The organism is Pseudoalteromonas sp. P1-26 (assembly GCF_001401795.1).
Classification (GTDB): Bacteria; Pseudomonadota; Gammaproteobacteria; order Enterobacterales; family Alteromonadaceae; genus Pseudoalteromonas.
Window position 1 is genome coordinate 60,732 of record NZ_LKDX01000017.1, and the last position, 25,670, is coordinate 86,401.

The 25,670-nt window shown below is 39.9% G+C and carries 13 protein-coding genes and 1 pseudogene; 3 read left to right on the forward strand and 11 right to left on the reverse strand.

Features of this window, described 5'->3' with window-relative positions:
- Positions 1–62 precede the first annotated feature (62 nt).
- The gene (locus AN394_RS10415; RefSeq protein ID WP_054561930.1) at positions 63–551 is read right to left on the reverse strand and encodes a hypothetical protein; all 489 of its coding nucleotides are present in this window, start codon (positions 549–551) and stop codon (positions 63–65) included.
- A gap of 109 nt (positions 552–660) precedes the next feature.
- Between AN394_RS10415 and AN394_RS10420 the strand changes: the two genes are divergently transcribed.
- A complete protein-coding gene (locus tag AN394_RS10420; RefSeq protein ID WP_054561929.1) occupies positions 661–1,191 on the forward strand; it encodes a thioesterase family protein in 531 nt (176 codons plus the stop codon).
- 61 nt (positions 1,192–1,252) lie between these two features.
- Here the strand turns inward: AN394_RS10420 and AN394_RS10425 are convergent, their stop codons facing one another.
- The 9 genes from AN394_RS10425 to AN394_RS10465 form a co-directional block, all read right to left on the reverse strand.
- Positions 1,253–2,497 carry a DUF642 domain-containing protein gene (locus tag AN394_RS10425; protein WP_055021466.1) on the reverse strand — a complete coding sequence of 415 codons (1,245 nt, stop codon included), beginning with the start codon at positions 2,495–2,497 and terminating at the stop codon, positions 1,253–1,255.
- A 246-nt stretch (positions 2,498–2,743) separates the two neighbouring features.
- A complete protein-coding gene (locus AN394_RS10430) occupies positions 2,744–6,823 on the reverse strand; it encodes a hypothetical protein (protein ID WP_055021467.1) in 4,080 nt (1,359 codons plus the stop codon).
- On the reverse strand, positions 6,813–11,087 hold the full coding sequence (locus AN394_RS10435; protein WP_055021468.1) for a hypothetical protein: 4,275 nt from the start codon (positions 11,085–11,087) through the stop codon (positions 6,813–6,815). Before AN394_RS10435 ends, AN394_RS10430 begins: the two co-directional genes overlap by 11 nt.
- Positions 11,072–11,815, reverse strand: a complete 744-nt coding sequence (locus tag AN394_RS10440; RefSeq protein ID WP_055021469.1) for a hypothetical protein — start codon at positions 11,813–11,815, stop codon at positions 11,072–11,074. The genes AN394_RS10435 and AN394_RS10440 overlap by 16 nt, the downstream gene beginning before the upstream one ends.
- Complete coding sequence (locus AN394_RS10445) at positions 11,805–14,069, reverse strand: hypothetical protein (RefSeq protein ID WP_055021470.1); 2,265 nt, start codon at positions 14,067–14,069, stop codon at positions 11,805–11,807. Before AN394_RS10445 ends, AN394_RS10440 begins: the two co-directional genes overlap by 11 nt.
- The gene (locus AN394_RS10450; RefSeq protein ID WP_055021471.1) at positions 14,056–17,169 is read right to left on the reverse strand and encodes a poly-gamma-glutamate biosynthesis protein PgsC/CapC; all 3,114 of its coding nucleotides are present in this window, start codon (positions 17,167–17,169) and stop codon (positions 14,056–14,058) included. The genes AN394_RS10445 and AN394_RS10450 overlap by 14 nt, the downstream gene beginning before the upstream one ends.
- Complete coding sequence (locus AN394_RS10455; protein WP_054561922.1) at positions 17,169–19,061, reverse strand: hypothetical protein; 1,893 nt, start codon at positions 19,059–19,061, stop codon at positions 17,169–17,171. Before AN394_RS10455 ends, AN394_RS10450 begins: the two co-directional genes overlap by 1 nt.
- A gap of 9 nt (positions 19,062–19,070) precedes the next feature.
- Positions 19,071–21,284, reverse strand: coding sequence for a CapA family protein (locus tag AN394_RS10460; RefSeq protein ID WP_152966939.1), 2,214 nt, complete (start codon positions 21,282–21,284; stop codon positions 19,071–19,073).
- 333 nt (positions 21,285–21,617) lie between these two features.
- Positions 21,618–22,271: an OmpW family protein gene (locus AN394_RS10465; RefSeq protein ID WP_054561921.1), complete on the reverse strand. Its 654-nt coding sequence runs from the start codon at positions 22,269–22,271 to the stop codon at positions 21,618–21,620.
- Positions 22,272–22,506: 235 nt separating this feature from the next.
- Between AN394_RS10465 and AN394_RS10470 the strand changes: the two genes are divergently transcribed.
- Positions 22,507–23,925 carry an MATE family efflux transporter gene (locus AN394_RS10470; RefSeq protein WP_054561920.1) on the forward strand — a complete coding sequence of 473 codons (1,419 nt, stop codon included), beginning with the start codon at positions 22,507–22,509 and terminating at the stop codon, positions 23,923–23,925.
- 70 nt (positions 23,926–23,995) lie between these two features.
- Positions 23,996–25,174, forward strand: coding sequence for a succinyl-diaminopimelate desuccinylase (gene dapE / locus AN394_RS10475; RefSeq protein WP_055021472.1), 1,179 nt, complete (start codon positions 23,996–23,998; stop codon positions 25,172–25,174).
- A gap of 51 nt (positions 25,175–25,225) precedes the next feature.
- Here dapE and AN394_RS10480 read toward each other — a convergent pair.
- A pseudogene (locus AN394_RS10480) lies at positions 25,226–25,670 on the reverse strand (GNAT family N-acetyltransferase); the annotation flags it as partial.

Here is a 25,670-nt window from a genome sequence, read left to right on the forward strand (position 1 = left end):
TCTAGTTTAATTAAGCAAAAAAGGCTTAGGTAAAACCTAAGCCTTTTTCTTTTCGATAAAAACTATTGTTTGGTACCCATATCTTTGGTGACACCATCAATGGCGATACTTTTTATACCCTCATCGTCGAACTTAATAACAACACTGATGTTATTGCGGGCAAAAAAGTAGTCTCGATTATCAAGGCTGATAACATAATCACCTTTGACTGAATCGCTGAATTTGCGCTTTTCGAGTTTTAGGGTGTGATCAGCAATTTGCCAGTTGAAGCCTTCAATAAAGCCATTATTAAATTCCTGAACCCATACCTGTTGCTCGTCTTTGCTGAGTGTAATCGCCACAGAATATGACTCAGGTAATGACATATCATAGCTTTTATCACCAATAGTGAACTTTTCAGCATCTTGTTGCCAAGCAAAGCCAAATTTAAAGGCTTTTTCAACACCCGTTGGGTACTTTAAGGTTCCATCCCCAGCAAAGTTAAAATCTGCAAAGGCAGAGCTGGTAAATAAACTGGCTGAAAACAGAGTGACCAAACTAAATAATTTCATTAGGTTATTCTTTTTTTATACTAATATATGCACAGATTAGAGCAGAATATTCGCCTTAGCAATACGCTGTGATACACTTTGTGCATCATCAACTGGTTAGACCTTTACCGTGAACCTCTATTTTCGACTAATACTGCTGTTTTTTAAAATTAAACGTAATCGTGATTATCAACAATTGTTAGACACGATTGATATTGAATTCAAAGCGTTACCGACCGATTGCGATATTAACTTCCATCTGACTAATTCTCGCTACTTAGCAATGATGGACCTTGCCCGTACTTGGATGACTGAGCGAGTAGGCTTGTTAAAGCACATAATGAAGCGCCGCTGGTTTCCAATCGTTAATGCAACTGCAATTACCTATATTCGCGATATAAAGCCAATGCAAAAGTACACAGTTAGCACTCGCTTGGTTGGCTGGGATCATAAATACTTTTACATTGAGCAAAAATTTCATTCAGAAAGAGGTTTGCATGCAATTGCTTATGTGCGTGGTGTATTTAAACGCAAAAAAGGTGTAGTCAGCGTTGAAGAGATGCTTGAAGTTGCGGGCTTTAGCGGTGTTGCCCCTATTTTGCCAGCAGAAGTGATGCACTGGAAAGAAATGTTAGAGCAAAAGAAGCTCACTAATAAGTGATACCTAAGATTAGCTAAAAAAAATGCCAGCTAAGCTGGCATTTTATGGCTTTAAACACAGTTTACTCTGCTGCGCAAACTGCTTCACTAACAAACGTTAAGTCGTTTACGTGTGCTGGACCATCCATTACAAATGTCGCTTCAGCGGTGTTTTGATCTAAGGTGTAGATTTTTGCATTCTCGCCGCTTTCTCTACCTGAAATATAAATTGTACCGTCATCAGCAATCGCAATACCTGACGCCCAGTTAACACCGTGCTCACCGATTTGAGTTAACTCAAGGCTGCCTTCATCTAATGTGTAAAGTGCTTTACCAGTTAATACGTAAAGTACATTGTAGTCACTTGAATAAGCGATGTCGCCATCAGAGAATGAGTCGCCTTCATACGATAGTTTACCTAATACCGTTTTTTCACCTGTAGTTAGGTCAAAATCATACATGTATGTTTTGCTTGTCGCACGTAAAGACAGACCATCCGCAGTCACTGTTGAGCGATAAATAGGGAATGATGTCGCATCGGCAACTTCAGCTTGCGTATCAGTGGCTAAATCTAGGCTATAGATTTTTGACGCTTTGCTGCTCTTATCAAGTTGCTCCATGAAGTACAGCAAACCGTCTTTGCTAGCAATATTTGATGCTGTATTGTTAAGACCTGCAACAACCGTTACAGCGCTTGATTCTGGGTTAAAGTGATACACATAGCCTTCAGTCTCAGAACCAAAGTTATTAATACCATATAAACCGGTTACAACTGCACATGGTGCCGGAATTTCAGTCACTACGACGTTATCAATGAATGCACCTACTGAATCAGATGTCCCCGCGCCTGCAAAGCTTAACACTGAGCTTGCGCTGTCAGCCTCAACTGTAAAGCTGTATTTAGTCCAGCCTTTTGTGCTGCTGCTGACAACGGCTAATGATTCACTATTCCAGAAAACTTCTGCTTTATTTGTTTGTTCATTGCCTGTTACACGTGCAGAATAGTAAAAGCTCACTTCATATTGATTCCCAGCAGTCGTCGCAATTGCTTGCGAAATACTGTAGTTGGCTGTTGAATCAAGCTCAATGAGTTGCTCACCATCTTGCGCAGGAACAATGCCAAGTTTATTGGTTTGAATTTCAAATTTAGCGTTAGTACTACGAGTCCAACCAGGTATTACATCAAATAACTGCCATTGACCATTGTGATCGGTCACTGTATCTGTATTCTCAAATGATCCGTTTTCTACTAAATTTGTGCCAGCCATTGCGATCGTTGATGCAATAGCTAAAGGTAAAATTGCTAGTTTAGTAACCAAGCTTTTCATGACACTCTCCGTTAGGTGATTAACATAAAATTAATATTGAATAGTATAATTTTACTGCTTTAAATGGCTTTTGTTCAATTAAGGAACAAGCCGGATTTGCGGTGATTTTACGTATAACCGTTTAACTTTATGATTTGTAAAAGCTTGTTTTTTGATCGGAAATTTCTGATTTTTCAAGATTTTTTTATAGCTCAAAAAAACCAAACCCATAAGTATTGGGGTTTGGTCTTGGGTCTAACCATAAAGTTAGTCTTGATTTGACTTGTTCGCGAACCATCCAGACTTTTGATTGCGACTAAGTTTACCGAGTAGCTTAATCGCTTTTTCTAAAGTGATACGCTGATCTGCAATATCGCGATAAATTTGGTTTGCGCGCTTTTTCCGTTTTACTGCAGCACCGGCATCTAAAAATGATTCAATTAGTTGATTGAAGTATTTCACAAGTAAGGCTTGTTGTTGCTCCTGCTTCTGGTTTGATTCATCTTCTTCAAGTTTTTCTAACAGGCTAGATATTTCAGCCTGGCAAAACTCATTTTGCGCAAGGTGAGTTTTCTTTAAAGTTGCTAAATGTTGTTTCATATAGTCTATTTCAATGAGATTGAACGAAACAATCATATTTAAGTTTGTAAGTGCGGTACGAAACTCTTTAGCTGAACACTGTTCAGTAAATAAGTGGCGAATGGTTTGATGTATTTTCTGCCACTGTTGCCATGCGTACACGTAGTTTAAACCCGCACCTTTTATGTTTTGCATGCCTACAATAACCTGATGTGTATTTGGCAGAGCTAAATCGGCGGTTGAAATAGTAAGTTCATCGGCAGATAAGTTACTATTTTCATGGACTGTTATTTTAGACTTAGTAATAGTTAATAGGCGCTCTTTTATTTCATTTGCATTTTCAGCTATGTTTTCTTGTAAAGCAGCAAGCGCATTTCGTTGAAAGTGGTGGCAGAAATAACTCAAAATAACACCTACTTGTGAGTCTAAAATATCTCCGAGAATTTCTTTTACGCAGGCTTTATTGAGTGTCCCTTCACTCAGCGACATTAATTTATCTGCATTGGTTTGCCCATATGCATTGACAAAGCGGGCATGGAGCTGCTCTGCAGTAAATAAGTTCAGTTGTACCAATAGACTTTCAAGTTCTTCAATATCATTATTTTCAATGAGCTTATCAATTCGCTCTGTTAATGCATTAATAAAATAACTATAAAAGCCATCTACATTAGTACCTATCACTACAATTCGGTCAAACCTTAAGTCATGGCTCAAAATATTAGCGAATACTTTCGAGCGAGCGACACGATCATTACGGTTATTAATTAATGCAATGACTTGTGTCTTAGGGCAATCATTGAGCTCATAAAGGCTGAGTCTGCGCCAATTCTCAAGCGTTGCTAAGCGCTCGTTTGCCGACATACTATTTACAAAAGACTGCTCTATAGAACCTATTGGTGCCCTAGGAAACTGTTGTAATACGCCGATATCAGGAATAATTCGCGCAGAGGTTTCTTTAAATACATAATCTTTGCTGAGGCCAATGTGTTTGGCCATTTTACAAACTAAAGCAATATTTGCAGGGTGCTCTTGATATGGATAAAGGGCTCGAATATCTTCGGTAATTTGTAGGCCGTCAGCCCAATGAACCTGAATTAAATTTGAATTCTTTTGCTTCGCATTCGCCTCAAGTATAGGGGCCATGTTTTGCTCGCTGGTGAATACTAAGCTGTTTTCACCAATAAAATGGCTTGTTTCATTAGCAACATCGATACCTGTTGGTCCTAAAATGTCTTCATGATCCGGGTAGGCGTTAGTGATAGTTGAAAAGCTATCTTGCATCCAGTTGCGCAAAATTCTGACATAACGCGGAGTTAACCCCATGCATTCCCATAAAAAAACATCCGCATTTACATTTTTGGCAAAGTGTAAAACGTCACTTTGTTCCCAAATGCTGGCTTTATCAAAGGGTCTAAATAGAGGGATTTCGAACTGTTCACCACTGGCTCTGGCATAGATCATGGTCGCTTCACAGCCTGTGGTTTTACTAACAACTTTTAACGTGAGGCTACTAAAAAGTGCAGCTTTTAAACGCTCAGTTCCTGACTTTCCTCGCGTTCCCCAACCACCAATTGAAACCGGAATGTGTGCTCTGTCAGACTTTATTTGACGACTAATTTTCAAATGCCTTGCCCAAAAGTAGGCAATAAAGCTGAGCACAAAGAATATAAGCTGGCCTATGCTATTTTGGTAAATTGAATACGCATACTCTTTAAAGCTTGACCATAGATTAAACAGAAATGGTGTAATTGCGAGTTTGTTATATAACCTACTGATACTTGTTTCTACCGGGAAGTTTGTATCAAGTACGCTACCATACGGCTGAAAATCAAGTGTAAACCCTTTACTTTTTAATATCTCTAAAAACTGTTTTTGTTCAACTTCTGAGCCATTTCTCAGTTCGTTTAATTTTTCATAGTTAAACGATATCCAGCTATAGCAGTAAAGCCTTTTAAATAGGCTCTTCGGTGGGGTCACTATGAGAATACCATCCGGTGTATAGGTTTTTGCTGGCGTTTTTAGGTTGTCTTGAGAAAGGCTGCTCAAAAGAAAGTCGAGTAATGGCAAGTGTTCACGAGCACTAAATTGCTGCTCATCAAAGCGTGGTTCGCCAGGGACTTCTGTTTGACTAATTTCAGCCACTGTACTACTAGGTACATGCATAAATGCACTTGGTTTTCTTGCATGCAAGTGGTTAAAACTCTGGCGTTTATCAGTACTCGGCGTTTTGAATTCATGCCAAAGTCGCCAAAAACGAAAGCCTCGCTTGTAGCCATATTGTACTTGCCATGATTTCTTTCGCGCACTGACATTGTAGGCTTCATAATTTTGCGCTTGATTACTTAATAACCTGCCGAGTAACTGCTCATTCCAATCAGCTAAATCTAGATTTTTGTGGGCGCTCAGGTCAACTTCAAGTTGTGCTACTTGCTGCTGGTGCACAAAGCTGACAAGTTGTTCCCGTACACGGCTGATAATGCGGCGAATAGCGAGACTTGGCTCATCTTCTAGGCGCTGATTTAAAAATTCCACAAATGATTTAAATAAACTATTAGCTTGCTGCTCTGTATGGCAATCCACTTGCAGGTTAAACATAATGCGAGGACTTAACTCGAGTAATAAGCGCTTTTCAGCAAAGCTAGCCGTTGCTATTAATTGTTGTTGCCAAACTTTGAATCCTTGCTGATGCTCACTGAAACGTGGATCGGCTAATTGCTTAATCAGAGTTAACCTAACAGCCTGTTGAGTCTCATTTTGTAAGCCTTCTAAAATAAGCTGTTGCGAGCATGGCCATGGCAACACAGAACACAGCTCATAGACACTTTGCCTTACTCTTGGGTAGCGATGTTTGGCGAGTAAAAATAATAGTTTAATGTTAACCTCACTGAGGTTAAGCTGTTTGCTAAGGATGCCAGCAAAGGCACTGAGTAAAAATAACTGCCTTCGGTCAATTTGCTCATTTTCAGGTAGCTCTAAATCAATATGAGAGCGCATATAGTAGCGTGTGAATGTTGGCCTTAAATTAATTAAAATTTCTAAGATATCGACTTTTGCAGCATGCGGGGTTGTTATTTTTTCAAGAGACTGTAGTAAGTTTTCTACTAATTCGGCATTAAACTCAGGATCATCTACATATTCACTTATTAGCTGCACTTGATTTGCCAAAGCGCGAAAAATTGAGTTGCGAATGGCTTCATTGTCAGTTTTTTCTAATAACGACAAGAAAAAGCTTTCTAAATTTAGAGTCAGCCATGATTTCGCAATTTCGTCAGCGTGGCTACGTAAATAGCGATTCGCTAAATCCCCAAGTTTACCAATTAAAAATTTCAGTGATTGTTCAAGCTCAGAGGTTTTATCTTGATAGCGATTAATCATCGCACCTTCATCAAACCAGCGCTGAAAAGCCTCTTGATCTTTTTTTAGCTGCAGTCGGTCTGCCCCTAAAATGTATGCGTAATCAAGAATGTGAAACTCACGTTCTGCTTTTAACTCTGCATGGCTCAAACGCTCTACAAAACGGCGATGGTCGGTATCAAGTTTAAGCAACTGATTCTGCAAGGTTTCAATCTTGTGAGTAAGGAAAGCAATCGCTTGTAATAAAAGCCAGTCATCTTCATCGTCATCGTCAGGTTGATTTTTTATCAGCTCCCATTGGCTTAATTCATCAACAAGTTCATGGTACTTCTGACGGTATAAGTCTAGCCAAAAACTAGCTATATCAGCAAATAGCAAGGTTTCTAGGCGTTGTTTAAGTTGTTTACTGCTCATAATCACTGTGCTCTAGCAAATGGTTAAGTTGAAGTGCAGGGAAAATAATTTCATCATGAGCAAAAGGTGCAAAGCCGGTGTGCTGGTTATTACCTGATGAAAACTCGAGACTAATATTATGATTGTTCCAGACCCAGTCTTGCTGCCAGCTTAGTTTCAGCCAGCCGTTTGTAAAACTGCCTAAATTGACTTGTTTTTGCCACGCAAAGCGAGTGATGTATTGCCATGTGGCTGTAGCTCTATGCTCATCGGCAAAGCGATAGTAGCTATCTAAACCAACTTGAAAAATGTGGCCACGATAATATTGGTTCCAACTTGAGTTGAAACGTAAGTAGTCTAGGCTTATCCAGTCATCGTTAGAACCAGAGGAAACACCAAAATTAAGGTAGTTATCAACCCAAGGTTGATAACGGTACTGGTAATAACTCAACCAGCCAGATGCATGATTTTCACGGTAGAAGTTGAAAACGCTCGAGTTTAGTTGCTCATCTGATAAGTAATCATCAAGGTCTGCGCTGTTATAACGAATGTAAGGCGTTACTTGCCATTGGTGACGGTGCACAGTATCGCGCTGCCAAGACTGACCAATACTGATACTTGCATCTAATGCATACTGTAAGTCAAAACTATCATGGCTTGGCTGCCAACGTGAGTTGATTTGCGTGTCGATATACCATGGGCTGTTTTCATCTTGCCAAGAATGGTAACCATTTAGGGCAAAAATATCAGCCTGGCTATCGCTCATAGAGTAATAGCCCTCTAATTGATACCAGTGGTTATCATCATTGAGGCGTAAGCGGGCACCTATATCTATTTCTTCACGGGCAGGTATATCTTCGGCACTTTGGAAAATTGTTTGTTGATCGTAGCGAATAAATCCCTGCCAATTTAATTCGTCACTATGTAGGTTTATCTGCTCATTGATAATAGAGGGCTTTTCTGGCGCTTGATAAGTGACCAGTTCTGGCAACAGGGTTTTTGCCTGTGAGTAAGGTGAAATTTTATTGCTTTGCTCACTTAGCTGCCAGCTATACAAACGAACGTATTGTAATTTATCTGCAGTCACTTCAACCTTACCCGCAGGGTGGAAGAAACGTCTTTCTGTTCGCTTAAATTCATTCATCTGTTCTAACTTAATGAGTCTGTCAGCAGGTAATTTGGCCATTAAAGGCGTATCAGGTGTCACTGTGTAAAAGAGTAACGTTGTCGGCAGCTCTAGGTGTTGCCAGCGACCTGTAACATATTGTTCAGCTTCAATTGTTAGGTGCTGCGATAGATACGGGTTCAGCCACCTGACAGAAATGATGTTGTTATCCAATTCACGTTTGTTAAATGTGAAAGGAATGCTTTGCTGCTCTGTGACTGACCAGATCTTTTGATCATTTGCTAATTGTAATGACAGGTTAGCAACATTTGCACGAGCCAATTCAGCAGTAGAAAAGTTAAATTTAAAGCGAATTTGTTGCCCTTCAGTTTGTGCTAAATCAATGTTTAATGTGTGGAATGGGCGCAGCAGTATGCCTTTATTGGAGCCTGCCTGTGTATTAAGCAATGTAAAACGATCTGCAAAGCTACTTTGCGCTGTACTTTGCATGTCAAATAATCGCGTACCAGCAAAGTCGAGCAAACTATCTAATGGCTGCCATTGACCATAACTTTCTATTCTGTTTTGTAAAAAGGTCGACTTAGAATCCGCACCTAAGGTTTCTAAGCGCTGAAGAAGTTGTGTGTATTGGTTATTGGTAAGGCGCTTTTTACTAAGTAAATAAAGCCCATTTAATAAAAGTTCGGCTTGTGTAGCGTCTGCAGAGTAGATAAGCGACATAATATCATTTGATGGGGATTTATTTGCGGCGTCAGACACATAATCGAACTGACTAAATAAAGAGTCTGGAATGAAGCTCACATCAAGATAACTCGTATGGTCAGCTGTTATTTTTAGCGCTTCACCAGCTTTAAGGCGAATTACTAGTGTGGCTGCAATTGAGGCCGCTTGTTGGTTTTTAACAAACAAAGTAGTTGCGGGTATATCACTAAAAATAGGCATGAGTTTATGCTGATATTGACTCTCAGCCATAAGCCAAGCGGTTTGATACTCACCGTTCTGCTTGGCTGCTGTGCGAGCCTTAATAACTAAATTAATAGGTGTTTGGGCTGTAAAGTGCCATGGCATTGTTTTTGTGATGATAGTATTTTGATATTTCCTCTGGCTGTTAATAAAGGTTTCTTGCATACCAGCTTTTACTAAATAACGCGCTTCATCAATGAAGGGAGGGGCACTGAGAGTTTGATAGTTAAGCGCTTTAAAGCTTTCAGACACTTTAGTTGGCACAGTTGATGAGTGAGCCAGCCACGCAGCCAAACGATGTTTTTGCTGTTTTACCGCTAAATTAATCAAAACTGGCGGGCACTCATTTATGCTTGTTAAGTTACCTGCACACAGTGCAAATAGTTTGATATCTTGACGTTCTGTTTGATAACTATCAATCAAGGCTTTTGCTGCAAATTGCTTCAGCTCTAATTGCTGTGTACTTTTGTATAGGCCTTCTAAATAACTATTGGCTAAGTGGAACTGTTGCTGTTTACGTAAAATTGCGACTCTAAGTTGCCAAGCTTGTTTAGCAATTGTTGTATTCGCATTTTGGGTCAGAGGTTTTAAAAATGCTAAGGCATCGAGAGGGGCGCTATCAGCTAAGTCTTTCGCTGTTAATAATGATTGTTCGGCATTAAATGCAGAGACGTTTTTACGTGCTGGCGCGTAAGGCTCGATGGCCGCTAAATAATCAGCATGTTGTTTGTGTAGGTCATCTGCAATCAGTTTTGATATCGCAGGGCTTATATTCTTAGTATTAACTGCTTGTTGATATATCACTTCGTCGCTTGGCAGATCAGCAAGCGTTCTTGCATAGAGCGCAAACTCAACTTTATTTGATTGACTACTTAAGCTTTGAATTGTTAACGACTGACTGCTCAGTGGCACAGAGATAAATAATGTTTGAAAGTCATTTGTTGCTTTTAGGTTTACTAACCAACTATTTTCACCTGCAGATAGTTTCAATTGGCTGTCTTTAGTGCTCCTTGCAATTAAAGTTAACCAAGGTGTTGCACGTTTTTCACTAAATAAATCAAATAGCTGTGCAGATTGGCTTAAAGTGGTTATAAGGCGGAGCTGTTGATTTATACGCGGATAAAACTGATCGTCTACTAAGCGTTGCTCAGCGAGTTCAGTAACCATACTATTTTGAGACTCAACTGCGTTCAAAGTGCGATAACTACCCTTAAGCTGGGATTGCCCAGTCATCATAGATAGCAAGTTGGTACGGCGTTTTAGGGCTAGTGAGTTATTTGCTTTAAATACATCATCACTAAACACTTGCAATGAGTGGTCGCGATAAACCGCTGTAATGGCATCATCAGCGACTTGATACCAGTAGGGTAACAGTAATTTTTCTTGTTCTTTTTCTGCAGCATTATCATCATAAATTGCGCGGTGACTTTGCTCCAGTTTGATAAATGCATCGGTTTTACTTTTTATCGTTAAGTATTGTCCGGCAGCGATAGCTAGGTACTCAGTATTTTCAAGGCCTAACGACTGTTCTTTATATTCTAAGGCTTGGCTATTAATGGTATTGATTTTAGCAACCAATTGTTTATCGACATACGCATAAACAACACCTTTTTCATCAGGCTGTTGCATATTTTGGCGAACAGATAATTTAAGCTTTTTTGCTGCCGAGAAAAACAAGGTGACTTCGTCATCTTTGCTTAGTTGATAATAACGTTCACTGCCATTGCGGTTTTTAGTTACAACTGAGGGCTTAGCAAGCGACAAGGCTCGTCTAAAGCTATCTACATTTTGTGGTATATGACCAATCATAGCGCTGAACGTGGCACCCTCATCTAGATGATTTTGGATGGCGACAATTCGGTTATGGCCCATAGCGGGGAGTTGGCATCGCTTCGTATCGCATAATAAATCGCGATGCACTTGTAGGCGTTGTTGTATGTATTGGGTATTCCCCGCACTAATAATGAATTTATTAAGAAGCTCAGGGTCAATGTCTAGCCAATGTCCTTTAGGAAGCCAAAGATAGCGATGTTGCTTGGCACTAAAGTTCATATCTTGGCTAGTGGTATAGGGCGCGAGCTTTGGCGAGGTTTGCAGCCAAATTGCGGGCTCAAGAACACCTCTATTTGTATCAACAGCGTATGCAGGCTGCATTGAAAGCAGCAGTAAAATAATAGCAATTATGAAATAAGGCATTGGTTAAACAACTTAAATAGCTGGTTATTAGAAACTAATCGCTCACGCAAATGGCGACTTAACTCGATATGGAAAAACTGACTGTTGTTAGGAGCCAGCGATGCAAGAATATTGGTGGTGCCTCCAAGTTCTTTAACATCAAGGCCATAAACCATAGCTGTAATATCTAGCTGTTCATTTAAACAGGCTGTGATTGCAATCGTCCGCTTGCTAGGTATTGCATGACCATTACTTATAATTGCATCAGCTTTTTTACCCTCAGGAGTCTTCCTTTTTTCTTTTGCGTAACCATGGATCTGATAAATCGAAAATGACTCAACATGTTCAGAGTATGCAAGAATAAAGGCATTACTCGCGCTTGGTTTATACTTACCAAAGTCAATAAGTTCTCCATGCTCATCACGGTCGTTGCGGTGTTTAGTGTTGCTTAAAAATACTTGGCAGTGTGCATATAGTGCCTTTGCAATAGTATGTGTGTGTTTGTCATAAAAGCGATGTGGTGCATAAGCAATGCACTTTTCACCTTGCTGTTTATAATGAATTTCACCACCGGAATTTAAAGATTCATTTGCAAATAGAGCACCTTGGTTGACATTAAAGTGTGTGGGAGTCTGTTGCTGATCAACAAGCCATAACTTTAAGCTCAAGGTAAGCTCATTTAAACTAGGTGTTGCGTGGCATGTAGATACAAAGAGCCAAACTATAATCATCATTATTTTAGTTTTCATGGTTCCACCACCTTACTTTTTGCTCCTGCAAAGGATATTCCTCAAGTATAGAAACCCACACCGTGTCAGTTGTTTGCAGTGTTAGGGAGTGTAACTCAGCAATGTCATTAGTGATTGTTTGAGTAACGCTAGGATAGCTTGTTAACTGACTATTTTTTGGGTGAATTAAAAAAGCATCGAGTAATGCCGATTGATTTAGCATAAAGCGTTGTTTAGCGATGCTGTATTCACTGGTCAGCCCTGCTTTGTAGTCGGCATTTTGTGATAGCGATAACTCTACAGGTTCGCTGCTATTTGCACGAAACACTTTAAATACTAAGCTCATAGGGCGCTGTTGCTTTGTGAAATCAAGTGTCAAAGGAGTATTTTTATCAAGTTGGTAAATGCGTTGCTTTATCCATGGGCGATCTCCATACCAATTTTGGTAAATAGTTTTCGCCTGTGACTGTAATTGCTTTAATGCCTCGACCGATAGCTCAGACACCGCGACTTCTTTGCTGCTTTTGTTAGTTAAGCGATAAACTAAACTATTGTCCTCAGAATCGTCATAAGGTGAATAGTTATTTTTGTTATATAAGCCAAAGTTAAACACCTGCGGTGGTAACTTCGGCATAAAATAGCGATCAGGACTTAGCACTAAAGCGACATTTGATAATGGCAGCTTTGCAAAGAGCTCTTTAGATTGATAAAAAGTTGTCACTAAATCCGGCTCTTTCGGCGGAGTAAAAGTACGGATATTAGTAAAATGTGCTAGCTGCGTTAACTCATAATGATTTGCAGCTCTCTGTTCATACCAAGCGGCAATATCGTAAAAACCATTGATTGGCTCGGGTAGATATTGATGAGAAATTGTTCGTTGATAATTGAAATCTGCTAACCGAGATTTTAATCGAACGTAGACATCTTTTTCAGCGCTAATTTTCAGATGATGAGCATTATCTGGGGTACGTAAATAGTAACTATTGAGCATACCGACACGCTGTCTTTGAGTTGTATCGGTGATCAATCGGTCGAAGTCTGACACTTCACCTTTTAAAGTCACGGTGTAATCTTCTATTGCTAGGTTACGTTCATCATAAATAACCACGTTAAGCTGACTACTTTGCAATGCACGAACGTCAATATTGAGATTACTATTTGGCTCTATATCAAAATCTACACTGGCAAATTCATTCACCAAATAGCTGCCTGCATAACTCGTTAAAATTGGTGTGCTTGACGCTGTTCGCCAATTTGTCAGTAATGGCTCTTCACTACAAATGGTGACTAGGCCTGCATCAATAAGCTCTGTCTTATAGCTATTTTTGCTATCGGTTGGAGATACACTGATTGGTATTGGCGCCTTGAACTGATGCTTATCATACCAAGTTAGCGATGGTAATAGCTGCTCTGAGTTGACGGTGAAAATAAGGCTATCAGTCACATCAAGTTTAATACTGGCACAGAGGCCAAGTTCAGTGTAATAAGCGCCTAAGTCATGCTGCTGCATGCTAAAGTCATAAGTAGTGACATTGTAAGGTAGCGTTTCATACAAAATGTCAGATTTAAAGTCGATACCAGGGATCCCTTGAGGTGCAATTTTTTGCCACCAAAATGCCATCGCATTACTAATTTCAGCGCTGGTTAGCGTGTTTTCACCCATAGTTAAATAGTCAGTGGCACGTCTTCGCCTTTCTAGAGGGCGTTTAAGCCAACTGTTGAGTGGGTCGATATTTTGTTCAGGGGTTTTTGCATGAACACGGACAACCACGCCTTGTAGTGATTTTTCTTCTGGGATCAGCGTTAAATCAAGGCTTTTGGCATTTGGATAATGAGTGATTGGCAAATAAAAAGACTGCCCAGAAGCAACGTTTAGTGATTGTTTATTCTCTATTATTTGTTTGATCTGTTGTTCTTCACTATTGTTAACTAGTTTTGAAGCGTGATGGTAAATTTTATCTAAAATCACATTACCTTTATCGTCATAAAGAACGTATTTAATTGCGTAATTGACCGGTAATTCAAGAAACACAGATTGGTCAAACACGGCATTCGAGAGAATTCGTAATGAATGAGTTCGCTGATTAGAAAATGTAAATCGCAGTGGCTTTTCGCTACTTAACCACTGTACATTAGATCGCGTTTCGGTATTGCTACGTGCATCCACGGGCTCTGCTGAGTCTAGCCACACTAAAAAGCTGCGCCCTGCAAAAAATATAGCTAAAAGTAATGTCAAAATAAGTAATAGGGCGAATAAGCGTTTAATTAAATACACGCTGACCTCCTCCCATTAGCAGGTTAAATGCTTTTACATCAATCAGTTGATTGTTTGTCGGGTTATAGATCGCAAGGATGTTATTGTTCTGCTTTATCATTAGAGCGAATTTATCAAGGTGTTCCAGCTTGATGGTTTGTAAACTACAAGCGGGGATTTGGAAGCAAAAATCTCGCAACGATGTGAGACGCTGATTAGCGACATAGTTATTTACAAGGGTTTGTAGCTGTTGGTTCTTGTTAACATCCAACGGTTGCCAGTTAAATGGCGATAGAGTGGCAAGGTTTATTACCTTAACCTTAGAGTTACTCGAAATGGCTAATAAACGTTGTAACACACTACTTTGATCCATCGAAAACTGTTGTTTAAAGTCTGAAGCGAGCCACAAGGTTGCCAGCTCACTATTGGCATTAAACTGCTGGTAACCGGATTGCGGAGAGCTACCAATCTCGAGACCGCGAGTGGCTTGTTGCCCCATGACTGTTTGATAATTGACACCTAACGCGTTGAGTTCACTATCAACTTGCTTCATTAATGGGAGCGCTGTATCGCTTATTTGTGTTGTTGAGAATGCGATTGCATTTGGGCGTATCCATGAAGGTGCGCTATGGCTGCGAATTTGAATATTCAAACTAGGCTGGTTTTGTGTAAAACGTAAGAAGCTTTGGTGAATAATATTGAATAAAGAATCAACATTATCTGCAGCTAATACATTTGCTTGTGGATGTGCATAAGGGTGCGCCCCTGCAACGAGTAGGTTAGCAGCGTTCGACTTAGCAAATAACTCACTGGCAAAGCTTAACGTATTACTTTCAAATAAAGGTCTAGGGACACTTAAGGTAATTGCTTCGTGCTCGGTCAAATTAAATAGGAATATGCCTTGGCCTTGTTGTAATGCAGCAGGAGTATCTAGCGGGCTCAGCAGTAAATAACGGCCACTGTTGTTCTTTACAAGCCTTAATTGATAGCTCAAAAGCTGTGCGGTGCCATTAATTTGTTTTAGCTGGTTTAGCATATCTTCAGTCAGCGCATCATTACCAATGCGAGCAATCAGCTTGTAAAGTGGCGTTAAGACTTCAAACTCCCAAAGTGCGACCTGACTATTAGAAAGTGGTTGATAGTCAAAACTGCCTTTTTTGCTTATGTGAGTCGAATAAATATCAACTATTTGATTAATTTCTTCATTTAATTCATTCAACTGTAGATTACTGTAATTGAAATTATCACGGTATATACTGGCTAAAATATTGGTGTAATTATCACCATCTAAAAACATTTCGAACATTGAACCAGAAAAGCTTGAAGAAGGTAGGCTGCTACTCGTTGCCGTGCCAAAAGAGGTTGTTTCACTGCCGACAAAATCATGTAACTCGCGTTGACTTACTGAGCTTGGTAATTGGTTATAGATCCAATATTGACTGTTTGCGTGTATTGTTTTGTCTGAAAACAAAGTAGCAGTATGGCGGTTGGCCTCTCGAATTTGCAATATCTCTGTACCTTCTAATGCAGAGATAAACGCCTGATAAAATGGGCTTTGTTGATTTTCTTTCGCTAAGGTCTTTTGTGGCGTTTTACTTGTACCAAATACCAAAGCTTTACTTTGTAGCTGTTCGAAAATCAGGGCCGCAGAATCACTGGCTAAACTTTCAGTAATTGGAAATGGCACGGTGACTAATAAAGGGGTTTTAGGTTGTTTGTTGAAAACAAACAGTCCGCGTTGCCTATCTTCAATTGTATCAATCAGATAAATATAGTTTTCATCACCTTGCAGTAAAAAGCCAATGCTAGAAAATAAAGCTGAGAGCTCAGCGATATCTTGCTGTTTAATGATTGCCTTATTTAGCTGATAAACAGCATACTTAAACTCAGCAACGGCTTGATTTGCTTTATAACTACTTACACTAACTTTATTACTACGACTGGTATAAAGGTAACTTTTATACTGACTAACTTGCTGATTAAGCGTAATAACATGCTGAATTTCAGTTTCGGGTTTAAGGTTCGGCTTAGATAGTATCGAAGGAATTAGCATAACAATAAAGCCAACGATAATGGCAAGTACACCACCCACTATCGAAGTTTGTAATGTTGCTCTGACGACAAGACCTAAGGCGTTTTTTTGATAAATCTTTAAAGCAAGTAAGGTCGCTAACATATAACCAAACGCGAAAGTATCGGTCACTTTTATGGCAGGGAAATACCAGACCACAATGTAGTTAAGAATCAGTTTATAAATAAAGCCGATAGTGAAGAACAGCATCAATAATCTGGCACCTTCAATATTGGCGTGTCTAAGCCTAGTAAAATGAATAAGTGCCCCGCCAACGGCCAAAATAATGGCTGTTTCAGCAAATGAAGTTAGTAATTTACTCGGTTGAGTAAGTTGAAGGGCAAGAAGTGCTGGTAGCATGATACCGTTAAACTCCCAGCCGTACTTAATATTCGCCCGAGAGGCAAGAAAAGCGGTAATAACTAGGATGATATAGGCTTTGGGAGCCGCAATAATCGACGCAGCTACTGCTTCGTACATAATACCCAAGTTAGCAATACTAAAGTTTGTGAAAGGCATGAGCACAAAACGTACGAGAATAAAGGTAATAAGTATCTGAATAAAGGTTACTTTTAAGCCATATTTAAAGCCCCCGTTCCACATTACATTAGCTGTTAAAGCGATAATGATAAGACCAAGAGAGTAGAGCTGTGAAGCATAATCAAAGGTGATATCCCAGCGACTTAATTGGTTTGCAATTAACGGCCAAAACAAGGTATCCATACATACTCGAACTAGGATACTTATCAATATGATGGCAAAAAAACGATCACGACCAAACATTTGGCTATAGCCAAATTTTTCCATCATATAATGTGCGCTAAAACGCATTAAGGCATATACAACAATAGCTTCAATGATAATAACTGCCGCAGAGGTCGGACTAATTATTAACAAAGGAACGATATAACCGGGTACTACAAGGCCTGTTAATGGAAAGCCGAAGCGCAAGTTAAGTAAGCATACAACTGCAGTGCCTACCCAAACTGTTGTAATAACAGATTGACCAAGGCCACTACCTGCAGGGAAGAGTGCTAACACAAAATCCATTAACCTTGCCCCTCATGACGAGCTACATGGTTATCGATAAATTCAAATAATATACCTGATACTTGAAAAGGCTCACCGGATGCCGCTTGTGAGCTGTCAGTGTGTAGGGCTTTAATATTTAAGGTATAGTCTTGTTCGCCAAACTTAGCTGGTAAGGCCACCTCTGCTTTGTTTAGAGTGATATAACGCAATTTCCCTTTAGCAATTTCAGCGTCTAAATCACAGCTCTTGCAAAGTAGGTCTAGTGCCGTCATTTCAAAAATCGCAAGTTGGTGCTGCTTGGCAAATTGTTCAAGGGATGCGTTTGTTTGAATTACTTGACCAAACAAATTAAATAAAACAGTGGCAGAGCGGGTATGATTAAATACCATTTCTAAGGTTGTTAGCTTTTGCTCCATTTCATTAATAGATTGTTTAACCTGCTCACTAATCGGCTCATGTAGCTTTAAGGTTAGTAATTGATTTAATAAGCTATTGTTACTCGCTTGAGTCGTTTTAAATATATGATAATGGAAAAGCAATTCAGCAACTTGAGCTGCGAATTTATTGACGTTTTTTTCAAACGCTTGCTGATTGAAGTATTTGTTAGGGATAACAGATAGTGCCCAAAAGCCGCGGACGTCACCGGCATAAACCAAGGGCGCCATAAATTCGATTTCACCTTCTTTAATATGTGTAAAGAAGGGGCGGGTAATTTGTACAACACCTAATGATTTTAACGCTTTGCTGTAAGGAGTGCGCTTGTAATCACGACGCATCTCTTGAATATCATCTAAATTACAATTTATCGCACGAATTTCAACAACACGATGATCATCTTCTTTTCGGGCAAGGAAAATTGATTTTTCTAAGTCTAGCTGCTGGCTAATTAATTGAATGATTGGATCCCACGGCGAGGCTTGCTCAATAAAGCTTTGTGGGATAAAACGGCCCATCATTTTTTGCTGAATATTGTTCACAACAGTGTTCAGCTCGTTATCTTCAGACATCTTTCGAACAACAATTACCCAAAATAAGGTGATAAATGTCAATACTATGTATTGTCCGATTGGGATGAAAAGTTGATTAAATTCTATGAAAAAATAGCCCAATAAGCACCATAGCAGCACGCTATTTAAGGCAATAATAAAAGAATATATGAGCGACAGTTTTTGAAAGCTAAAAAGCAGTACAAAAACAAGCGCAAGCTCAATAAAAATAGTCAGTAAGCTATTTAGTTGTTTTACAGTTGTTTGTTTATCAATACTGTCAGCGAGATAGGCTATCAGTAATAAAGGATCATTTAAGCCGTCGACTTTTGGGGCGCGAATAAAGACATTAAAAGCGGCCGCTTTTTGACCAATGATAAGAATCTTATTTTCAAGTTGCTCACTCATTACGTCAACATTTAGCACCCGTTCAGCACTAAATTTTGGCAGCGCAGTGACAGCTAAATCAAAGTCAATAAGTTGAACGTGTTCTGAATCATAATTAAATATCTGCTGCCAAATACTTTTGCATTCAAGCTCATTTGATTGAGGAATGCGCATTTGGTAAGTAGCCCAATTATCAATTTGTGGTACGCAATATTCTCCCTCAGCGTATGGGTAATAGACATTTTCTAGTTTTGGTGCGACTAATGTTTCATTAGCCAGCACTACAATCGCGCGAGGTTGATATTCAACCAATTTTTCAACGAGTTGCTGGTGGTTGTCTGTTAAGCGGTCGCTGGTAATAAGTACAACATTAGTTTGTTGAGTGTGGCTTAGTGACTCTAAATTTTGATAGAAAAAAGCATTGCTCGCCTGAAAGAGGTTGAACATATTACTTAACAAGACCACACAAAATAAGCTTAAAGTAAGCCAAAATGCGCGCAAGTTTTTTAAACGCAACAATTGTTGAACAGCAGACACATCTCCTCCTTAATCAAGTAATGTGAACGTAATTTTTACACTCGTATCATCACTTGCTGAGATTTTTAAAAAGTCAAAACCGTGCATTTTCTCGGTTTGCCATAGTCCATTATCTAAGCTGATAGCATCTTGCCAGCTAATTAGTGCAACATTATCTAAGCGAGAGATTGCTTCACCTGTACTTGGTGCATAATGTCTAAATTGCAGTTTCACACCTCTTGGTGGAAGTTCTTTTGGTCCTAAAGTGAACTCATCTGACGGTAAACTAAAGTCATGACTAAATGCATGCCATGCTTGGTCACCGCCTTCACTTACATCTATTTTATGTTGTGAAAAAGTAAGATCGTCTATTTCGGTTGTATAACTTAATAGAGCATCAATTTTTCCACCATTTTCTGATTGTAAATAACCATAAAATGAGAAGTCTTTACTCAGAAGTGGATCGCCATTTTCATCTGTTAATTCCATCACTCGCATTGTATGTCTAAACGGTATTATCGATGGCGTATTATCGAACTCGTCACGACTAGAGCAAAGTGCTTGAATGCCAGCATAAGGTTGGTCTGTACATGGAAAAACGCTGTCACTGGTGTGATCCCAGCGGCTTACTTCAAACGCCTCGCTGTCGTTATCCCAATCTTCAAAATCACCAAACACCATTATGTCGCGGCCAAAGACCATACTACTGAGTTCGCCACTGGTTACTTCGATCTCAGATACGAATGCGGCTGATGAAGGGGCGTATTGTCGCAAGTCAATAATGTCACTATTGCTATTTACCTCAATAGTGACGTCTGTCGTGCTCTTTGTTGCCTGATTTTGACTAAAATAGACTTCACCATAATTATCACGAGGAATTAAAGTGATATTGTCATCAGAAAACTCAGCAAGGCGTCTTAATAAGTAGTGAGTTAAAAAACCTGTTGTAAAGCGTGGTTTATAATCTTCAACAAAAATAGGATAAGCAAAAGCCCGGTTGACGGTTTGCGTTTCTGTGTTTAAATCGATCATCACAGCAACACCGAGTAAGGTATCAAGGCGAGGTTGGTCAAATACGAAATTACCAAGACCGAGTACAGCAGGAATATCGTTATAGACAGCAAAGCCTTGCGCTACATGGGGGTGGTGAGCAATAAGGAGATCTGTATTTTGCTTTGATAATGCTTCAAACCGGCTGCCAATATAGCTTGAAGGAGAATAGGTGTATTCATCACCTCCGTGCATTTGGGCAATGATAAATTGTGAAGAATCCTGTTCTTCTAGTGAAGATTTAACTGTATCCGAGTTGGTTAAATTTGCAGCTCCGCCTTTTTCAGTATCAGCAATGTAGCTGTATTCGTGTTCTGTCCCTGTGATTGAAGTGGCGGCAAAAAGCACGAGCGTTATATCTTCAAGTGTTTTACTCACTGTGGTCATTGCTTGGGTTTCATCAAGTCCTGCACCGCTATGTAGTAAGCCAGCATTGCTTACTTCAATAAGGGTATCTTCTAAGCCGGATTGCAAGTAATCGTAGATATGGTTATTACCAAGACCAACATAATCTATGCCTATCTCGGTTAGCCCTTGCAGTGAGTCTGGTAGACTAAAAAAGCTGAACTCTTTGGTTGGATGGACGGTTGCTGGATTAGTCGTCACTGGCGATTCTAGGTTAACTGATGCAAAGTCAGCATTTTCAAATAGGGCTGCGACATCAGCAGTAATTGCAATACTGTCTGCCCCGGCTGTATCTGGATGGATCAAGGCATCAGTTACATCGGGAATAGACGTGCCCATGGTTTTTAAATTGGGATCTAAATAACGACGGCCAAACATGGTATCGCCAGCAAATAAGAGGCTTTTACTGCTCGATGCTTTAGTTTGGAGTTGGACTGTAGTTGTCGATGAGTCTGGTTGATTAACGACAATACTTGCACGCGGAAAATATCCCGTTTGCTCAACCATAATCGCATGATTGCCATAAGCAAGGTTACTAACACTTATAGTACCATCGCTATCAGACTGATAGCTTTGCCCAGCTAAGGTAACACTGATATTGCTTAGAGGTGTTTGATTTTCATCGGTGATCGTAAAAGAAATATTTGCACTACCAGCAAGCAGCTTTTCGCGATCGCTGATTGCGACCTGCGTTTGCTCATCTGGTTTACCTTCGTTCGGGTCTTTTACTTTACATGCAGTTAAATTAAGACACGTAAGCAGAACTAAAGAATTAAAAAATATTTTCAACTAACGCCCCTCGTTATCACACAATTTACATTCTATACGTCAAAATTATTATGGTTATTTTATAATTGCTGGCTAATAGGGACAACAATTGACCAGCTCTGAAAATTCAGATATTGCATGCTCTTGGGCATAGTTTCGATGATATTTTGTACTGGTGACTTAATAACCAATGATAAAGGTGTAGCTTAAGTTTTAAGTGTAGTTCAAATTTATTGGTTGACAGAATTTGTCTTAAAATTTAGACAAATAGCAATTTGGTATTAGGAGATGAATGGAAATAAAAAAGGCCAATAAATGGCCTTTTTGTGCGTATGGGCTTTCACAAAATGAAAGTTAGAATTTGTATTTAACACCGAACATAGCAACAACTGGGTCGATTTCTACAGTTGAAGTTAACGCTTTTGCGCCGTCAGCATAAACAGTTGCATCTGTATCGATGTCGATTAGTGAAACCATGCCATGAAGGCCCCAGTTTTCACTCATCATGTAGTTAAAACCAGCTTGAGCTGCAAAGCCAAATGAATCATCTAGTTTAACTTCTACATCGTCAGTGCCTAGTGTTGCTTTTAGTGCAGCTGAAGGCTCTTCATCAAAGAAAACAGTATAGTTTACGCCTACACCCACAAATGGACGGAACTTATAAGTTGAGTCTAAGAAGTGGTACTGCGCTAAAAGTGTTGGTGGTAAATGTTTGATTTTCGCAATTTTGTTACCTGCTAAACCACCTGCACCTTGAACATCATGACTAAAAGGTGTTGCTGCTACTAATTCAATTACCCAATTGTCATCAAGCGCATAATCTACAGTAATACCTAGCTGAGTATCATCATCTGCACGTAGACCTAACGTTGGTGCTTCATTGATTTTTGAGCTGTCGTTATCAGGGTTTACATTAATTGCACCTACGTTCACGCTTAAGTTTGCGTTTGCAACAGGAGAGAGTGCTAATAGTGAAGTAAGTAATGCAATGCTTAATTTAGTTTTCATGTTGTTCTCCGCGAACTACTTGTCTTATTTGGTTGAGGCTATTATTACTAACTTGAAGCGGACAAAACCTGTTCTAGATCAAAGTTTCAAAAATGTTTGAACTAAGTGAAGCCATTTATTGATTTAGATTAAGTTTTTAAACAGGTACAGCAAAAAAAAGATTGACTCTTATTGACTCTATATTCAGTTGCGGCTGGTAAACTAACAGGGTTATTTGCTTAATTAGGTGTTTTTCATGGCTGATCCTCAGCACTTATTTCTTCATGGCTCGATTTCAAAAGCGTTACTTAAATTAGGTATCCCGATCATCTTAATCAATATTTTGCAGTCTGCTTATCAGTTGACCGATGCATTTTGGGTAGGGCGCTTAGGGGCAGAACAAGTGGCTGCCGTTTCTGTCAGTATGCCAGTTACCTTTTTGGTGATTGCTATTGGCTCTGGTTTGGCAATGGCGGGCGCTATTTTATCCGCTCAATACATGGGAGCTGGTCAGCAAGATAAGGTAAACCATGTTGCTGCCCAAACTATGTTAATGGTGACAATTACCGCAACCATACTTGGTTTAATAGGCTATGTGCTTTCTCCTTACTTTTTGACTTTATTAGGTGTTGAAGATCAAGTGTTTGGTGATGCGCTTAAATTTATGCATGTATCTTTTATTGGCGTTGTGTTTGTATTTATTTATGCCATGTTTCAAGCCTTAATGCGTGGCATAGGGCAAACCAAGGTACCGCTTTATATTGTAAGCGCTACTGTATTACTCAATTTTGTGCTCGACCCTTTACTGATTTTTGGTTTTGGTGACTTTGCTGGATTTGGCGTAATGGGGGCTGCACTAGCCACACTAATCACGCAAAGCTTAGCGGCTGCAATCGGGGTATGGGTGTTTTTGCGAGGCCGCCACGGCATCCAACTTAAACTCTCTAGCTTTAAACCAGACTGGCAATATATGAAACAAGCCTTCTTTTTAGGGGCTCCTGGCTCGGTTGAACTTTCTGCGAGAGCCTTTGGCTTAATCATTATGTCGTTTTTGGTTGCCAGCTTTGGTACGCACACCATTGCCTCTTATGGTGTTGGTTCTAATATTTTACAAATGGTGATGATCCCTGCAATGGGTCTTTCAATGGCTGTTTCAACCTTGGTTGGTCAAAACATGGGGGCAAGAAATCCACAGCGTGCAGCACAAATAACACGTTTAGCCTCGCTTTGGGGATTACTAGGCCTAACATTAGTGGGCGTTGTTGCTTATCTGTTTGCTGAATACTTTGTGGCTTTTTTCATTCCTGATGATGAGTCTGTGATTGCTGGTGGCGCAGAGTTCATTCGCGTTATGTGTTTAACTTGGGGCGGAATAGGCGTGCAGCTTTGTGTGGTTGCTGCATTTAGGGCTTCAGGAAACATGCTCAATGCTATGGTTGTGTCACTGCTTTCGCAATGCGTTATTCAATTTCCTACCGCGTATATTTTGTCAAAGCATACTTCACTTGGACCACAGGGCATATGGTATTCGTTTGCTATTACTAATGTACTTGTGGCTATTATTACTTATCTTTGGTTCGCAGCTGGTCGTTGGCAGCGAACACAATTAACCAAAGAAGACAAAGATATTGCCAAGGTAACCCAAGAAACCCTCATTGAAGAAGGAAATCATTAATTTAAGTTTCACACTGCGGTCATAATCTCTCGTTGTAATAACCTAAGCTTTCTAACTGACTAGGGTTATTATGAGTTTGATATCAAATGCAGAGTTAGCAACGCGCTCAGTAGTGCAGTCTGACGTGGTAGAAACATTACAAACCTTGATCCGATTTAAATCGGTAACGCCTGCTCAAGCTGGTGCAATTGATTGGCTTGAAGATAGCCTAAGCCAGCTCGGCTTTGACTGTGAAGTATTTAGCTTTAATCATGTTACTAATTTAATTGCTAAAATCACCTTTGGTGATGGCCCTATCGTTGCTTTTTCTGGTCATATTGATGTGGTACCTGCTGCAGAAGGTGATTGGCGAGTTGATCCATTTAGCGCTGAGATAGTCGATGGCAATATCTATGGCCGTGGCGCAGCAGACATGAAAGGCGGCGTTGCTGCTATGCTTTGCGCAACAAAACGTTTTTTAGCGCAAAATAGCAATAAACGCGGCACATTTTACTGGTTAATTACCTCAGATGAAGAGGGCGAGGCTGAATACGGTTCTTTACTGATTGCTGAGCGTCTAGCCAAACAAGGTGTTGTGCTTGATGGTTGCCTAGTAGGCGAGCCGACGAGTCATTTGCATGTGGGTGATACCATTAAAAATGGCAGAAGAGGCGCTTTGTCTGCTCGATTATCTATTCAAGGTAAAGCAGGGCATGTTGCTTATCCAGAAAACACCATAAACGCAGCGCATTTAAGTGCAGAGGTTGTGAAGCGCCTAACGGCAATTAGTTGGCACAAAGATGAAGCTAGTTCGGCTACAACACTGCAAGTGACCGGAATTAATATTGCCAATGTGGTCGATAATCTTGTTCCTGCTCAATGTGAGCTCACGTTTAACGTACGTTATAGTCATGGCTATAAAAGTAAAGACGTTAAAGAAGAAATTCAGTTTGCATTGGCAGATCTAGCATCACAGCTAACGCTTGTTTGGGAACGCCCGTGTGAATCATTTTATACCCTGCATCAGGCCAGCAATTGCTTATTGCAGCAGCTCGAACAAGCCGTGCATGAAATCACTGGCAGCTTTCCGATGCTTAGTACTAGTGGTGGCACATCAGATGGTCGCTTTTTTGCTAATGAGCACACGCAAGTGATTGAATGTGGAGTGCGAAACCATACCATTCATCAAGTTAATGAGCATGTTCCTATCGCAGATTTAAAAACTATTGAGCAAATATATTTAGCTGCGCTTAGAAATACCTTTAATTAAAAAGAAAAAAGTCGGCGAGCGTGCCGACTTTTTTTAGCTATTTTATAACGACTATTCGCGTGTCTGTCCTAAGTATCGTTTGGCTTTACTCGCTTTCACTTTATCTAGGTCGACAAGCACTAAACCATCGATGCAGTTATTAAACTCAGGGTCGATGCTAAAACTTAAAAATTGTACGCCACCAGGTTCGCAAAGCTCGGTGTATTGTTTAAATAGGGTTGGGACTTGCGCGCCGATATTGGCAAGTACATGCTTAAGTTCAACAAAGTCTTCTTTAATATCATCCCCAGCAAATAGCTGAGCACATTGTTCTTTTTGTGATTCGGTATGGCGAAATTCATTATTGGGGATAGCTAACACTTGTTTAGCACCATAATAATGCTGGTAATAATGAACGAGTAGTGATTTAGCTTGCTCGGGGAGTGCGTTAGATACGCTAACTGCGCCAAACAAATAGCGGTATTGCGGGTAGCGGTTCACAAATGCGCCAATGCCG

Bases quoted from the DNA above. Each gene is read 5' to 3' on its own strand.
- AN394_RS10415 (WP_054561930.1), bottom strand. From the start codon at position 551: ATGAAATTATTTAGTTTGGTCACTCTGTTTTCAGCCAGTTTATTTACC.
- AN394_RS10470 (WP_054561920.1), top strand. From the start codon at position 22,507: ATGGCTGATCCTCAGCACTTATTTCTTCATGGCTCGATTTCAAAAGCG.
- AN394_RS10425 (WP_055021466.1), bottom strand. From the start codon at position 2,497: ATGAAAAGCTTGGTTACTAAACTAGCAATTTTACCTTTAGCTATTGCA.
- dapE (WP_055021472.1), top strand. From the start codon at position 23,996: ATGAGTTTGATATCAAATGCAGAGTTAGCAACGCGCTCAGTAGTGCAG.
- AN394_RS10440 (WP_055021469.1), bottom strand. From the start codon at position 11,815: ATGAAAACTAAAATAATGATGATTATAGTTTGGCTCTTTGTATCTACA.
- AN394_RS10435 (WP_055021468.1), bottom strand. From the start codon at position 11,087: ATGCCTTATTTCATAATTGCTATTATTTTACTGCTGCTTTCAATGCAG.
- AN394_RS10465 (WP_054561921.1), bottom strand. From the start codon at position 22,271: ATGAAAACTAAATTAAGCATTGCATTACTTACTTCACTATTAGCACTC.
- AN394_RS10450 (WP_055021471.1), bottom strand. From the start codon at position 17,169: ATGGATTTTGTGTTAGCACTCTTCCCTGCAGGTAGTGGCCTTGGTCAA.
- AN394_RS10430 (WP_055021467.1), bottom strand. From the start codon at position 6,823: ATGAGCAGTAAACAACTTAAACAACGCCTAGAAACCTTGCTATTTGCT.